Source organism: Pseudosporangium ferrugineum, from assembly GCF_003002065.1.
GTDB classification, from domain to species: domain Bacteria; phylum Actinomycetota; class Actinomycetes; order Mycobacteriales; family Micromonosporaceae; genus Actinoplanes; species Actinoplanes ferrugineus_A.
The window spans coordinates 301,636-315,082 of record NZ_PVZG01000010.1 but is presented as its reverse complement, the minus strand read 5'-3'; the positions used below and the strand labels follow the sequence as shown (position 1 = coordinate 315,082).

Below are 13,447 nucleotides of genomic sequence, written 5' to 3'. Positions count from 1 at the left end.
ACGCGACGCCGATGACCAGTCGCATCGCGCAATGGACGCTCGACGTGCAGGATGTCGCCGTGATGGCCCGGTTCTGGGCCGGGGCGCTCGGCTACCGCGTCGAGGCGGGCGACGACGGCTCCGCCAAGCTGTATCCGCCGGAGGACGCCCCGCCCGGCGCCCAGACCGTGTGGTTGCAGGCGTCGGCGGGGCCGAAGTCCGGCAAGAACCGCAACCATCCGGACCTGGTGAGCGCCGCCGGCGACCCGGCGGGCGAGGTGGAACGCCTGCTCGGCCTGGGTGCCCGCCGGGCGGACGTGGGCCAGACCGGCGAGGAGGGTTTCACCGTCCTCGCCGATCCCGAGGGGAACGAGTTCTGCGTGCTGCACGGCCCGCCGTCCTGAGATGCCGGCCCGCGGACCGGAGCGGCACAGCGGCCCGCCGTCCTGAAACACCAGGACCGCGGGCCGCAAGGCCGGAGAGGCCGGGAAGACGCCGGACAGGTAGGACCGGGAACGCCGGCAGGTAGGACCGGGAACGCCGGCAGGTAGGACCGGGAACGCCGGCAGGTAGGACCGGGAACGCCGGCAGGTAGGACCGGGAACGCCGGCAGGTAGGACCGGGAACGCCGGCAGGTAGGACCGGGAACGCCGGCAGGTAGGACCGGGAACGCCGGCAGGTAGGACCGGGAACGCCGGGCAGGGAACGCCGGGCAGGCTCAGCGGCCGTGGCGTCCGACGCGGCTGCCCGCCGAGAAGGCTGCCGCGCCGCCCGACTGGCTGGTGTGGACCGGCGTCGAGCCGGTGCCGCCGGTCCGGCGACCCCGGGACTGGCCGCCCTGGCCGCGCGCCGGCTGCGCGCCGCGGGTGCCGGCCTGGCCGCCGCGGGTGCCGCCCTGCGCGCCGCGGGCACTCTGGCCGGCGCGGGCCGGCTGGCCGCTCCGGGTGGCCTGGGCCTGCCCGCCGGACTGTCCGCGGCCACCGCCGGTGGCCGTGGCCGCCCGGTCGTGGCCCGCGCCGGCCGGGCGGCTCGCGCCGCGTCCGCGCCGGGACCGGCCCGCGTGGGCGCCGCCGGTGGCCGGGCGCTCGTCGTCGGCGGGTGCGGCCGGCCCGGGGGCGCTGAAGGTCCGCTCGCCGGGTGCCAGCCGGGCCAGCAGCGCGTCGCCCGGGCGCGTCCTGGTGGTCGTCGGCTTGATGCCCGCCTTGCGGGTCAGGTCGCGCACGTCGCCCTGCTGATCGTCGGTCATCAGCGTGATGACGGTGCCCTGCGCGCCGGCCCGGGCCGTACGCCCGGAGCGGTGCAGGTACGCCTTGTGCTCCACCGGCGGGTCGGCGTGGATCACCAGCGCCACGTCGTCCACGTGGATGCCGCGCGCGGCGATGTCCGTGGCCACCAGGGTCGCGGCGCTGCCGTCCGAGAACGCGGACAGGTTGCGGTTGCGGGCGTTCTGCGCGAGGTTGCCGTGCAGTTCCACGGCCGGTACGCCCGCGGCGACGAGCTGCCGGGTCAGCGTCTTGGCCCGGCGCTTGGTGCGGGTGAAGACGACCGTGCGGCCCGGCGCGGCGACGAGGTCGACCAGCACCGGGAAGCGGTCGTCGTGGCGTACGTGCAGCACGTGGTGCGCCATCTCGACCGGAGCCTCGGCCGCCGCGTCCACGTGGTGCGTGACCGGCTTGTGCATGAAGCGCTTGACGAGGACGTCCACGCCGCCGTCGAGGGTGGCGGAGAACAGCATCCGCTGCCCGTCGCGCGGGGTGGCGTCCATCAGCCGGCGTACGACCGGGAGGAAACCGAGGTCGGCCATGTGGTCGGCTTCGTCGAGGACGGTGATCTCGATCGCGTCGAGGCTCGCGTACCCGCTCTGCAGGTGGTCGGCGAGCCGGCCCGGGCAGGCGACCAGGATGTCGACGCCCGCCTTGAGGCCCTTGATCTGCGGGTTGGGGCCGACGCCGCCGAACACGGTCAGGGTGCGCAGGCCCATCGCGGTCGCGAGCGGGGCGAGGGTGGCGTCGATCTGGCTGGCGAGTTCCCGGGTCGGCGCCAGGATCAGCGCGCGGGGGCGGCCCGGCCGGCGCGGGTTGCGTGAGGCGGCGAGGCGGGCGACGACCGGCAGGACGAACGCGTACGTCTTGCCGGAGCCGGTGCGGCCGCGGCCGAGCACGTCGCGGCCGGCCAGGGAGTCGGGCAGCGTCGCGGCCTGGATCGGGAACGGGGAGGTGATGCCGAGGTCGGCGAGAACCGCGGCGAGCTCAGTGGGCACGCCGAGGTCGGTGAACGAGGACATGTAGGTGTGAACTCCGAACGTCTGAAGGGGTCGTCCTGCCCGGCGCAGACCTCACGGGTCGCGGCGCGTGGTGGTCGATCCGTAACGCGGCCCGAGGCAGAACTGGTCGTGACCGCGAGATCAAGTGTACGCGCCCGCGCGCCGCGGCCCGGCCGCACCCGGCTGTGAGCCCCACCGCAACCCCGCTGCACCCGTGGACGAACCGTCCTGCACCCGGCGAACCGGAATGTTTCTCCTCAGCGCCGGTGTCTCCCCCCGACCCGGCCAGGTACAGCGGAGGAGACCCCCTTATGAGCGGTGCTGTTGAGGTCGTCGACCGCCGTCGCGAGGACGCCGTACGAGCGCACATGCCGCTCGTCGGGCACCTGGTCCGCGAGATGCTGGCCCGGGTGCCGTCCCACGTGAACCGGGACGACCTGCTCTCGGCCGGGTACGCGGCGCTCGTCGCGGCCGCCCGGGGCTTCGACGACTCCCGTGGCGTGCCGTTCGCCCGGTTCGCGGCGGCCCGGGTGCGCGGGGCCCTGCTCGACGAGTTGCGCGGCCTGGACTGGGCCAGCCGTTCGGTGCGGCAGCGGGCGCGGCGTACGGACTCCGCCCGCCAGGAGCTGACCGCCGAGCTGGGCCGCACGCCCACCCTGCCCGAGGTCGCCGAGCGGCTGGGCTGCTCGGTCCAGGACATCGAGTCGGCCGACGACGACGTGCAGCGCGCGGTCGTGTTCAGCCTCCAGGGCTTCGCCACGGCCGGCGCGGACGACATGGTGACCGAGCCCAGCGCCGGGCCGGAGGAGATGCTGATCCGCCGCGAGCGCATGGGCTACCTGCGGCACGCGGTCGACGTGCTGCCCGACCGGCTGCGCGCGGTGATCACCGGCTACTTCTTCGACGAGCGCCCGATGGCGCAGATCGCGGCCGACCTCGGGGTGACCGAGTCGCGGGTGTCGCAGCTGCGGGCCGAGGCGCTGTCGCTGCTGAAGGACGGGCTCAACACCCACCTGGAGCCCAGCCTCGCCGCGGCGCCCAAGGACGGCTGCGTCGCGCGGCGCCGGGCGGCCTACTACGACCAGATCGCCACCCGCGGCACGCTGCGGGACCGGCTCGCGGTGACCGGCCCGGACGGGCTGCCCGTCGCCGCCTGACAGAGCCGGGGCCCGGTCACCCGTGCGGTGACCGGGCCCCGTGCTGTCGGCGGATCAGGCGTTGGCGCAGGTGCCGGCCTTCTTCTGGACGGCGATGGCGCGGTCGGCGCCCTTGGCGTACAGCGCCAGGCCCTCCTTGGCGGGCTCGAGGCGCCAGCCGTCCTGCTCGTACACCATCGTGTACGACTGCGCGGCGACGAGCTGCTTGGCGATGACGACGGCCTTGTCGGCGCCCTCCATCCGGGCGCTGGTCAGCTGGATGGCGAGGCCCTTGCGGGAGCACGTCTCGTTCAGCTTGATGTAGTCGGTCTTGCTGATGGCGGCCTTGCCGGCGGCGGTGTACATGTCCCACGCGCCGCCGAAGTCGCCGCCGCTGAAGCGGTCGAACACGGTCTGTGCGGCTGCCTTGGCGCCGTCGATGGTCTTCGGCTCGGGCCCGCCGGCCGCGGCGGCCGCGTTCCCGGCGGGGTCCTTGTCGGCGTCGTCGGAGCAGGCGGAGCTGAAGGCGAGGGCGGCGACGGCGACGAGGGCCAGGGCGCCGGCACGCCGGAACGGGTGGTTGCGGTTCATGACCCGGTTCAACCCGGGACCCGCCGCCACGTAACGGCAAGGGCCGATGATGACGGATTCCCGACAGTGTCGGATCGCGCCGTAACCCCGCTCACGTGCTCGTCCCCGGAAACATCCGTCGGCTATTCTGAGCGTTTGCAGGCAACAAAAAAACGCAGCCATAAATGGCTGCGGACTGACGGATTTTACCACGATAGGGAGTGGTCTTGTCAAGCTCCGCCGACGGTACGGACACCATGCGGAACGATGACATCGAGGCCGAACAGGCCTACCTTTCCGGCCTCTACGGCCGCCTCGACCAGCTCCGTGAGCAGGCCGCGGAGCGGCTGCGCGCGATTCTGCTCGAGGCCGCCGGCACGCCGCAGGGCCGCTCGCACCGGGAGGCCACCCGCAGCCACTGGGCCGAACAGGTCGCCCAGATGAATGCCGTCGAGAACGGATTGTGTTTCGGCCGGCTCGACTTCGCGGCCGACAATCCGCGCTACATCGGCCGGCTCGGCCTGTTCGCCGAGAACCGCGACCGCGACCCGCTGCTGATCGACTGGCGGGCGCCGGCCGCCCGGCCCTTCTATCTCGCCACGGCGGTGTCCCCCGAGGGGGTGACCCGGCGCCGGCATCTGCGCACCCGCGGCCGCGAGCTCACCGGCATCGACGACGAGGTGCTCGACCTGAACGCGGGCGGCCCGGACGGGCGGGAGGACGTCACCGGCGAGGCGGCGCTGCTCTCGGCTCTGAACGCCGGCCGTACCGGCCGGATGCGCGACATCGTCGAGACCATCCAGGCCGAGCAGGACGAGGTCATCCGGTCCGGTCTCGCCGGGGTGATGGTCGTGCAGGGCGGCCCGGGTACGGGCAAGACGGCCGTGGCGCTGCACCGAGCGGCGTACCTGCTCTACACCCACCGCGCCCAGCTGACCAAGCAGGGCGTCCTGATCCTCGGCCCGAACGCGACCTTCCTGCGCTACATCTCCCAGGTGCTGCCGTCGCTGGCGGAGACCGGCGTGCTGCTCGCCACCCTGGGCGACATGTTCCCCGGGGTCACCGCGCGGGCGAGCGAGTCACCCGCCGCCGCGGCGCTCAAGGGCCGGCTCGCCATGCTCGACGTGCTGGCGCGGGCGGTGGCCGACCGGCAGACCGTGCCCGACGACCACGTCGAGGTCGACCACGAGGGCTACCCGCTGCGCATCGAGCGTTCGGTCTGCGAGGACGCCCGGGCCGCCGCCCGCCGGTCCGGCCGTCCGCACAACGTGGCCCGGCAGATGTTCGTCACCGAGGCCATCCACGCGCTGTCGCTGCAGATCGCCGAGCGGATCGGTGCCGACCCGCTCGGCGGCGACAACCTGCTGGAGGAGGCGGACCTGGCGGAGACCCGCCGGGAGCTGCGCGAGGACGAGGACGTGCAGCGGGCGCTCTTCGAGCTGTGGCCGGTGCTGACCCCGCGGCAGGTGCTGCGCGATCTGCTCTCCGACGCGGACCGGCTCGAATCGGCGGCGCCCGAGCTGAGCGCCGACGAGCGCGGGCTGCTGCTGCGCGACCGGTCCGCCCGCTGGACCCCGGCCGACGTCCCGCTGCTCGACGAGCTCGCCGAGCTGCTCGGCGTCGACGACACCCTCAAGGCCCGGGCCGCGGCCCTCGAACGACGGCAGGCGATCGAGTACGCCGAGGGCGTGCTGGAGATCGTCGAGGGCTCCCGCTCGCTCGACTTCGAGGACCAGGAGGAGGAGATCCTCTCCGCGATCGACGTGGTGGACGCGAGCGCCTTCGTCGAGCGGCACGAGGTGATCGACACGCGTACCGCGGCCGAGCGCGCGGCCGCCGACCGTACGTGGGTGTTCGGTCATGTGATCGTCGACGAGGCCCAGGAGCTGTCGCCGATGGCGTGGCGGCTGCTGATGCGCCGCTGCCCGAGCCGGTCGATGACCGTGGTCGGGGACGTGGCGCAGACCGGCGAGCTGGCCGGGACGACGACCTGGGACCAGGTCTTCGAGCCGTACGTGGGCCAGCGCTGGCGGATCGCGGAGCTGACGGTCAACTACCGCACGCCGGCCGAGGTCATGGCCGTCGCGGCGGACGTGCTGGCCGCCGTCGACCCGTCGCTGCAGCCGCCCCGGTCCGTACGGGAATCGGGTTGTGTGCCGTGGGCGACCCGGGTGCCGGCCGACCGGCTCGCCGAGGAGCTGATCGCCGCCGTGCGGCGGGAGGCGGCGACGGTGACCGACGGCCGCGTGGGCGTGCTGGTGCCCTCGGCCCTGGAGGAGTCGCTGGGCGGCGCGCTGACCGGCGCGGTGCCCGGGGCCGCGGTGGGGGAGCAGCCCGACCTGCGCAACCACATCGTGCTGATGACCGTACGGCAGGCGAAGGGCCTCGAGTTCGACAGCGTGCTGGTGGTCCAGCCGGACGAGATCATCGCGGAGAGCCCCCGCGGCCTCAGCGACCTGTACGTGGCGGTCACCCGCGCCACCCGGCGCCTCGGCGTCCTGCACACGGCGGAGCTGCCCAAGGTGCTCGACGCCCTGGCGTGAGAAGCGGCGCAGGGCCGGCGCAGCCGCGCCGGCCCTGCTCGTGCGTACCCGTCAGGCAGCGCCCTGGGCGAACGGGGTGTGACCGTACGCGTTGGTCATGGACAGCCGCGACTGCATCGTGGTGTTCCCGGCGATCGTGGCGTAGTAGGTGGCCCGGCGGCGCGCGGTGATGCTCTCCGGGTTCTCCGGCACGGGCGCCAGGTGCGGGTCGAGGTGCGTGTTGAGACCGTCCTTGAGCAGCGACAGCGCCTCGGCGCGCAGCTGCGAGATGCGGCTCTCGGTGACACCCAGGTCGGCGGCGATCTCCGCCATCGGGCGCTCCTTGAGGAAGTACTCGGTGATGACGTACTGCAGCCGCTCCGGCAGCGAGCCGATCGCGTGGTGCAGGTAGCCGATCTGCTCGCGGCGCAGCAGCATGTCCTCCGGGCCCGGGGTCGGCTCGGTGACCAGGTCGTCCGCGCTGCTGCTGGTGAAGCCCTGCAACGACAGCACGGTGGCGCGCTGCACGTCGTTGTCGGTCTGGTGCAGGTCGTTCGTGGTGGTGCCCAGCGCCTGCGCCAGCTCCTCGGCCGTGGGCGTGCGGCCCAGCGTGGTGGTGAGGTTCTGCCGGGTGGTGTCGGTCGCGCGGGCCTTGGTCCGCACCGAGCGGGTGGCCCAGTCGAGGGACCGCAGCTCGTCGAGGATCGCGCCGCGGATGCGGGTGGTCGCGAACCGGGGGAACGGGATGCCACGGGTCGGGTCCCAGCCGCGGGCGGCGGTCACCAGCGCGTGCAGTCCGGCGCTGGTCAGGTCGTCGCGGTGGATGTGGTTCGGGATGCGGCTGAGCATGTCCCGCACGAGGTGCCCGACGAGCGGCATGTGCGTGCGGATGTACTCCTCCTGCTCGGCAACGGACAGGGCCGGCACGGCGGTCGCGGTGTCGGCCTGGCAGTCGGCAGCGGTCGTCATGGTGCTGGTCATGTCGTTTCCCCCGGATTCGTCGGCGGCCCGTGGCTGGTGGGCGCACCGGCTGACAGGGAGAAACTTTGGGTGACCAGGGGTACAGGTTCCGGTTGCGGACAGTTGCCGCTGAGTTGCTTCGTCAGGCGCCCCGGTCCGCGCCGCTCAGGTCCCACACGAAGCGCCCGGGGGCGAACGCCTCGGCGTACCGCACCCGCGCCTGGGCGCCGTAGTGCCGGGCCGTGGCGGTGGGCAGCTCGGCGTCGGCCACCACGGCGAGCTTGGTGCCGAGGTGGGCGGTGATGTCGACGTACAGGGCCGGCACGAAGCGCAGCGTCGACTCGCCGGGATAGTGCAGGACCCGGCGGCTGTGCCGGGCCGCCGCCACGGTCGCGGCCGCCGCCGCGCGCCGCTCCGCGTCGGCGTCCTCCCCGGCGGGCACGTAGATCACGTCGGCATCGACGCCGGTCAGGACGTTCTCGATCGCGGCGATCGCGGCACCGTCCCAGGGCCTTCCGGCCGGCAGTCTCCCGGTACGGCGTTCGTTGGCGCGGGCGCGTACCCGCCGGTCCCGGTCGCGCCGCCGCTCGGCCGCGTCCGGCCCCCAGACCAGCAGGCAGTCGAGCGCGCGGGCGGACTCCTCGGTACGCCGGGTCAGCGGATCGCCCGGGTCCCCGCCGGAGAGCACGAGCATGGTCACCGGATCCCCGGCGGCCCGATGCGCGGCGAGCGTGCCCGCGCAGCCCAGCTCCAGATCACCCGGGCGGGCGCCGACGGCCAGGACGCTGCGTGCCACCGGACCCCTCCTCGCCTCGCGGCCGGACCCCCGACGGGCGGCGCTGAGTGTCCATCGGCGGCCCGGCCCCGGTGTTGAGGGTTGTGGCGCGACTACGGCAGGCTTGACCCATGGACCTCAGCGACACCGGCACGACCGTCACCGTCATCGCCGGCATCGCCATGCTGGCCGGCGTGCTGGGCGTGGTGATTCCGGTGCTGCCGGGCCTGCTCCTCTGCTGGGCGGCGGTCCTGTTCTGGGCGCTGCTCGGCGACGCGTCGGGCGGCCGCTGGGTGGTGCTGGCCCTGGCCACCCTGGTGGCGGTCGGCGGCACGGTGGTCAAGTACCTGTGGCCGGGCCGCCGGCTGAAGAGCACCGGGGTGCCGACCTCGTCGATGCTCGCCGGCGGGGTGCTCGGCGTGATCGGCTTCTTCGTGGTGCCGGTGGTCGGCCTCGTCCTCGGCTTCGTCCTCGGTCTCTTCCTCGCCGAACGGCTGCGCCTCGGCCCCGGCCAGGCCTGGCCGTCGACCCGGCAGGCCCTGGGCGCGGTCGGCCTGTCCCTGCTCGTCGAATTCGCCGCGGCGCTGGCCATCGCGGTGATCTGGGTCTTCGGCCTCATCGCCACCTGACCGCCGGCCGTCCGGCGGCCGGGCGATCGGGGTTGCGGCGAGCCGACCCGCGGCGCGTTCGACGACGGCCCGGCCCGGCCGGTGCGTCCGAGCGCCGTCCCCCCCGGCCGTCGGACCTCGGGGCGGGCCGCTACGCAATCCGTCGCCGGGCAGGCCGAGCCGCGCCGCCCTCACCGCGGGATCGGCGGCGGGTCAGGCGATGGGCTGGGGACGGCGACGGGGGCGGCGGCGGATCCTGCGGCGGCGGCGCTGAGTGAGCAGGAGCAGCAGGGGTGTGGCCGCGAGGATCACCGCGAGCGTGGCCGCGGCGGCCAGGGACAGGCCGGACTGGGCGGGCCGGGCGGCCGGTGCCGGGGCGGGGCCGTTCGCCGATTCCGGGCCGGGGGGTGCTTTCGCGGCCGGGGGCGTACCCGTGGCTTCGTCGGGGGCGACCAGCTTGCCCACCGAGGCGTCCCGGGGCAGCGAGAAGCCCCAGTCGAGCAGCGCCGCACCCTGCTGCCAGCCGCGCATCGGCCGGGCCTCCGCGCCGAGCAGCGTGGCGACCAGGCGGCGCCCGCCACGCTCGGCGCCGCCCACGTAGCTGTGCCGGGCGAGCTGGGTGAAGCCGGTCTTGCCGCCGAGCGCCCCCGGATAGTTGAAGATCAGCTTGTTCTCGTTCTGGATCTGGAAGCCGCCCTGCCGCAACCGCTTCTGCGCGGGGATCTGCGTCGTGCGGGTCAGCGCGTATTTCCGGAAGTCCGCCGACGCGAAGCACTTCCGGGCGATCAACGCCAGGTCGTACGCGCTGGTGAACTGTCCCGGGCCGTCGAGCCCCGAGGGCGTCACCGCATGCGTCTGGTACGCCCCCAGCCGCTTCGCCTCGGCGTTCATGGCCGCGACCGTCGCCTCGACCCCGCCCTCGCCGCCGCCCAGCCGGGCCAGCGCGTTCGCGGCCTCGTTGCCGGAGTTGAGCAGCAGCCCCAGCCACAATGTCGAGATCGGGTACCGCCCGCCCCGGACCAGCCCGACGGCGGAGCTCCCGGGCTCGATGGCCAGGTCCCCCTCGGTGATCGTGACCGTCTTCCGCGGGTCCAGCTTGTCGATGACGGTCGCGGTGAGCAGCAGCTTCTGCACGCTGGCCGGGGTGCCGTACACGTGCGGGCCGCAGCCGCCGAGCACCTCCCCGGTGTCCAGGTCGGCGACGAGCCAGCTGGTCGCGGTCAGGGCGGGCGGCTTCTTCGCCCCGCGCGGGATGACGAGCCCGTCGGTGGCCAGATCGTCGCCCCCGACCGCCCGCTGGACGGGGTCGTCCGCGGGAGGAGTGGGCCGCGGCGGCCGGCCGGGCGGCGGCGCCACGTTCGGCCGGGGACACGGCACGGCCGGCGCGGCGGCGGCCCGCCCGGCGGCGGCCTGCCCGGCAGCGGCCGGCGGCAGCCCCGTGGAGGCGTGACCGGCGGCTGCTCGCGGCAGGCCCTCGGCGGCCCGCCCGGCCGGCGCTCGCAGTCCCGCGGCCTCTTGCGGGTGGCCCCCGGCAGCGGCGAATCCCCACCCGCCGGCGGGCTGAACGGCGGCTGTCCGGGCGATGGGTGCGGCGGTGGCCGGGGCAGGGGTGGTGAGGACGGCCGCGGACAGGGTGCACGCGGCGAGGGCCGCGGTGATGCGGCGGGGCGGGGTCACGCCAGGGCTCACGGCCAGACGGCTCCTGCTTCGAGGCGGCGCTCCAGCAGGAGCGCCAGGGGGATGGTCTCGCCGTCGCCGCCGCCTGCGCCGACGACCAGCCGGGGGGAGCTGGGGGGCACGTCGGCGCCGGAGAAGCGGGCGCGCAGCGAGGAGGGCACGGTCAGGACGTAGTAGTTGCCGTCCGCGCCGACGGCCACCGAGCGGTTCTTCTTCAGGTACCAGCCGCGGAGGGTCGTGCGGTAGGTCGTGCGGCCGTCGAAGGAGGCCGCCCGCAGCGGGCCCGGTACCAGGCCCCGGTCCGCGGCCCGGCGCACGAAGGCGGCCAGCAGGTCGCCCGCCTCCCGGGCCTCGGCGGCACGGCCTGCCTCGAGCGCGGCCGCGTGCCCCGCGGCCGGTGTCGGACCGATGGGCCGGCCAGGGGTGTCGGGCCGGCCAGGGGCGCTGGGCGGGCTGAGGGTGTCGGGCGGGCTGAGGGTGTCGGGCGGGCTGAGGGTGTCGGGCGGGCTGAGGGCGTTGGGCGGGCCGAGGGTGTCGGGCCGGCTCGGAGCGTCGGGCCGGTGCGGCGCGGCACGGTCGTCGGCGTCCATGGCGACGACCCTAACGGCATCCCGGTGCCGACGCCCACCAGAGTCTCCAAGCGCTCCCCGCCGCTGCGCGCACCGCCGCCGGCGGCCGGTTCCGGCATCCGTGCCGGGCCCGGTCATTGTCCGCGGAATAACGTCGGCGCATTTACCGCCGACCTTGGCTCGATAATTGCCCGGCGTCGGCGATATTCTATGAACTCCGGGAGAACTGTTGCGCCCGGAGCGCATCGCACGCCACACTGAGCCCGTTCTTCGGATTTCTTCTCAGGAGTCGTTATGGCGCGGCAGGTAATCACCACCCTCATCGACGACATCGACGGAAAGCCGGCCGACCGCACGGTCGAGTTCAGCCTCGACGGCACGGCCTACACCATCGATCTGTCCGAGGCCAATGCCGGCAAGCTTCGCAAGGCGCTCGACCCGTTCATCGAGGCGGGCACGCGGATCGGCCGTTCCGGGGCGGCGCGGGTCGCCGGCCGGACCGCCCCGGCGCGCACGGCCGGCAGCCGCGACGAGAACCGGCTCATCCGGGAGTGGGCGGCCGAGCAGGGGCATCAGATCTCGGAGCGCGGGCGCATCCCGCAGAGTGTCAGCAGCGCGTACCGGGCCGCGCACGGCCGCTGATCCACCGTTCGCCGATCCGGGTCGTGATCGGTCGGCCCGGGATCGGCGCGGCAACGGTGTGAACGGTATCAGCGCTCCGCGGAAAGGCCGGTCGTAATGGACGGCCGCGGCCGGGCGCAGCGGTGCGGGGGCCGCCCGGGTGCATCGCAGGCGGTGAATGCCGACCGATCGCCGGCCGGAGCGCGCCGCGTTTCGACTTATGGCGCCGCCCGTCGCGCGAATGGTCCGCGGCGGTGCGGGCGCCCGGGCCCGCGGGAAAGGTTCCGGGGCGGATAGGGCGGGCGCCCGGCAGTCCTGCGCAAAAAGGCTTGTACTCCCGCAAGGATTGCGGGCTTATCCGTTCCCGCCGCTCGCGCGCAGCCGGGGCAGCATCGCCGCCACCGTTTCCAGCACCGCCTCGTCGCCGGCGTACCAGCTGGACGCCCGCGGCCAGTGCGCCATCACGTCGGTGAAACCCAGATCGCGGGCGCGGCCCACCGCGTCCTCGAAGGCGTCCGCGCTGCTGAGCGAGTAGACGGGGGAGGAGTCGAGGTTCAGATAGCGGTCGGTGCCCGTACGGCCGGCCTGCTCCTGCGCGGCGCCGAACCGGTCGGAGACCTCGCGCACCGACTGCCACCAGGCCTTCTCGTCGGTGATGCCCTGCCCGCCCGTGGTGATCCAGCCGTCGCCGTGCCGCGCCGCCAGGGCCAGCGCGCGCGGGCCGTTCGCCGCCACGAGCAGGGGCGGGCGTGGCTGCTGGACCGGTCCGGGCAGCGTACGAGCGTCCACCGCGCGGTAGTAGCTCCCGGCGTACGAAACATGGTCTTCGGTCAGCAGGCGGCCGAGCAGCTCGAGGAACTCGGTGAAGCGCGCCACCCGCTCGCCCGGGGTCAGCGCCGCGGCACCCAGCACCTCGGCGTCGAAGCCGGTGCCGCCCGCGCCGACGCCCAGCAGCAGGCGCCCGCCGGACACGTCGTCCACGGCCAGCGCCTCGCGGGCGAAGTGCACCGGGTGGCGGAAGTTCGGGGAGGCCACGAAGGTGCCCAGCCGGAGGCGTTCGGTGACCGTCGCGGCGGCCGTGAGGGTGGCGACCGCGTCGAACCAGGGGCCGTCGACCAGGTCGCGCCAGCCCAGGTGGTCGTACGTCCAGGCGTGGTCGAAGCCGTACTCCTCCGCCCGGCGCCAGCGGTGCCGCGCCGAGGCCCAGCGGTCGTCCGGGAGGATCACGATGCCGATGCGCACCGACGGACCGTACCCCAGGGGTGGATCAGGCCGTGCGCAGGCCGTCGCCCTCACCGGCCGCGGGTGCCGTGGCCGCGTCGTCGAAGGCGGCCAGAGCACGGACCAACTCGGTGCGGCGGGCCGGGCTCATCCGTTCCAGCACCTCGGCCAGCGCCGACCGGCGGCGTTCCCGCAGCTCGTCGAGGAGCCGGCGGGCGGCCGGCGTGGGCAGCAGCCGGACCTCGCGCCGGTCGCGCGGGTCGGGCACCCGGCGCAGCAGGCCGGTGGCCTCGAGCCGGTCGCAGAGGCGGCTCGCCGAGGACGGCACCACGTCGAGCGTCTCGGCGAGCCGGCTCATGTTGGTGTCCTCGTTGCGCGAGATGATCGTCAGGACCCGCAACTGGGCGGGCGGCACCGCCGGCGACTGGGCCAGCCGGGCGCTCTCGAAGACGCCGAGCAGCGACTCCACCGTCGATTGCACCGCTGCGGCGACGTCCGTGAGGCGCTCCATGCCGGTCCTCTGTACGCAGGAACTTGAGTGAGTTG

At 74.5% G+C, this 13,447-nt stretch carries 13 protein-coding genes; 5 read left to right on the top strand and 8 right to left on the bottom strand.

Annotated features, from left to right (window positions below):
• Positions 1 to 11 precede the first annotated feature (11 nt).
• Positions 12 to 383, top strand: coding sequence for a VOC family protein (locus CLV70_RS22455; protein WP_106128581.1), 372 nt, complete (start codon positions 12 to 14; stop codon positions 381 to 383).
• Positions 384 to 697: 314 nt separating this feature from the next.
• On the opposite strand, the gene CLV70_RS22450 is transcribed toward CLV70_RS22455, so the two are convergent.
• Complete coding sequence (locus CLV70_RS22450) at positions 698 to 2,263, bottom strand: DEAD/DEAH box helicase (RefSeq protein WP_106128526.1); 1,566 nt, start codon at positions 2,261 to 2,263, stop codon at positions 698 to 700.
• Positions 2,264 to 2,553: 290 nt separating this feature from the next.
• Between CLV70_RS22450 and CLV70_RS22445 the strand changes: the two genes are divergently transcribed.
• A complete protein-coding gene (locus tag CLV70_RS22445) occupies positions 2,554 to 3,399 on the top strand; it encodes a sigma-70 family RNA polymerase sigma factor (protein ID WP_106128525.1) in 846 nt (281 codons plus the stop codon).
• Between the two features lie 54 nt (positions 3,400 to 3,453).
• Here CLV70_RS22445 and CLV70_RS22440 read toward each other — a convergent pair whose 3' ends face one another.
• Positions 3,454 to 3,969 (bottom strand): hypothetical protein, encoded by a 516-nt coding sequence (locus CLV70_RS22440; RefSeq protein ID WP_106128524.1) that lies wholly within the window; start codon positions 3,967 to 3,969, stop codon positions 3,454 to 3,456.
• 236 nt (positions 3,970 to 4,205) lie between these two features.
• Here CLV70_RS22440 and CLV70_RS22435 point away from each other — a divergent pair, with 236 nt between their 5' ends.
• A complete protein-coding gene (locus CLV70_RS22435) occupies positions 4,206 to 6,491 on the top strand; it encodes a HelD family protein (protein WP_106128580.1) in 2,286 nt (761 codons plus the stop codon).
• A gap of 51 nt (positions 6,492 to 6,542) precedes the next feature.
• On the opposite strand, the gene CLV70_RS22430 is transcribed toward CLV70_RS22435, so the two are convergent.
• A complete protein-coding gene (locus tag CLV70_RS22430) occupies positions 6,543 to 7,451 on the bottom strand; it encodes a sigma-70 family RNA polymerase sigma factor (RefSeq protein WP_106128523.1) in 909 nt (302 codons plus the stop codon).
• A gap of 121 nt (positions 7,452 to 7,572) precedes the next feature.
• Positions 7,573 to 8,226 (bottom strand): PIG-L deacetylase family protein, encoded by a 654-nt coding sequence (locus CLV70_RS22425; protein ID WP_106128522.1) that lies wholly within the window; start codon positions 8,224 to 8,226, stop codon positions 7,573 to 7,575.
• Positions 8,227 to 8,336: 110 nt separating this feature from the next.
• Here CLV70_RS22425 and CLV70_RS22420 point away from each other — a divergent pair, with 110 nt between their 5' ends.
• On the top strand, positions 8,337 to 8,834 hold the full coding sequence (locus CLV70_RS22420; protein WP_106128521.1) for a DUF456 domain-containing protein: 498 nt from the start codon (positions 8,337 to 8,339) through the stop codon (positions 8,832 to 8,834).
• A 192-nt stretch (positions 8,835 to 9,026) separates the two neighbouring features.
• Here the strand turns inward: CLV70_RS22420 and CLV70_RS22415 are convergent, their stop codons facing one another.
• Both CLV70_RS22415 and CLV70_RS22410 read right to left on the bottom strand, forming a co-directional pair.
• Entirely contained in the window at positions 9,027 to 10,283 is a 1,257-nt protein-coding gene (locus CLV70_RS22415; RefSeq protein ID WP_106128579.1) for a D-alanyl-D-alanine carboxypeptidase family protein, read from the bottom strand.
• Between the two features lie 215 nt (positions 10,284 to 10,498).
• A complete protein-coding gene (locus CLV70_RS22410; RefSeq protein ID WP_342750396.1) occupies positions 10,499 to 11,080 on the bottom strand; it encodes a hypothetical protein in 582 nt (193 codons plus the stop codon).
• A gap of 273 nt (positions 11,081 to 11,353) precedes the next feature.
• Here CLV70_RS22410 and CLV70_RS22405 point away from each other — a divergent pair, with 273 nt between their 5' ends.
• Complete coding sequence (locus CLV70_RS22405; RefSeq protein ID WP_106128520.1) at positions 11,354 to 11,701, top strand: histone-like nucleoid-structuring protein Lsr2; 348 nt, start codon at positions 11,354 to 11,356, stop codon at positions 11,699 to 11,701.
• 333 nt (positions 11,702 to 12,034) lie between these two features.
• Here CLV70_RS22405 and CLV70_RS22400 read toward each other — a convergent pair whose 3' ends face one another.
• Both CLV70_RS22400 and CLV70_RS22395 read right to left on the bottom strand, forming a co-directional pair.
• Positions 12,035 to 12,922, bottom strand: coding sequence for an LLM class flavin-dependent oxidoreductase (locus tag CLV70_RS22400; protein ID WP_106128519.1), 888 nt, complete (start codon positions 12,920 to 12,922; stop codon positions 12,035 to 12,037).
• 25 nt (positions 12,923 to 12,947) lie between these two features.
• The gene (locus CLV70_RS22395; RefSeq protein WP_106128518.1) at positions 12,948 to 13,412 is read right to left on the bottom strand and encodes a MarR family winged helix-turn-helix transcriptional regulator; all 465 of its coding nucleotides are present in this window, start codon (positions 13,410 to 13,412) and stop codon (positions 12,948 to 12,950) included.
• Between the last annotated feature and the right edge of the window lie 35 nt (positions 13,413 to 13,447).

What these genes read in the sequence shown, in the direction of transcription:
- CLV70_RS22450 (WP_106128526.1), bottom strand. Translation starts at nt 2,263, where the DNA reads ATGTCCTCGTTCACCGACCTCGGCGTGCCCACTGAGCTCGCCGCGGTT.
- CLV70_RS22445 (WP_106128525.1), top strand. Translation starts at nt 2,554, where the DNA reads ATGAGCGGTGCTGTTGAGGTCGTCGACCGCCGTCGCGAGGACGCCGTA.
- CLV70_RS22410 (WP_342750396.1), bottom strand. Translation starts at nt 11,080, where the DNA reads ATGGACGCCGACGACCGTGCCGCGCCGCACCGGCCCGACGCTCCGAGC.
- CLV70_RS22420 (WP_106128521.1), top strand. Translation starts at nt 8,337, where the DNA reads ATGGACCTCAGCGACACCGGCACGACCGTCACCGTCATCGCCGGCATC.
- CLV70_RS22430 (WP_106128523.1), bottom strand. Translation starts at nt 7,451, where the DNA reads ATGACCAGCACCATGACGACCGCTGCCGACTGCCAGGCCGACACCGCG.
- CLV70_RS22405 (WP_106128520.1), top strand. Translation starts at nt 11,354, where the DNA reads ATGGCGCGGCAGGTAATCACCACCCTCATCGACGACATCGACGGAAAG.
- CLV70_RS22440 (WP_106128524.1), bottom strand. Translation starts at nt 3,969, where the DNA reads ATGAACCGCAACCACCCGTTCCGGCGTGCCGGCGCCCTGGCCCTCGTC.
- CLV70_RS22455 (WP_106128581.1), top strand. Translation starts at nt 12, where the DNA reads ATGACCAGTCGCATCGCGCAATGGACGCTCGACGTGCAGGATGTCGCC.
- CLV70_RS22435 (WP_106128580.1), top strand. Translation starts at nt 4,206, where the DNA reads ATGCGGAACGATGACATCGAGGCCGAACAGGCCTACCTTTCCGGCCTC.
- CLV70_RS22395 (WP_106128518.1), bottom strand. Translation starts at nt 13,412, where the DNA reads ATGGAGCGCCTCACGGACGTCGCCGCAGCGGTGCAATCGACGGTGGAG.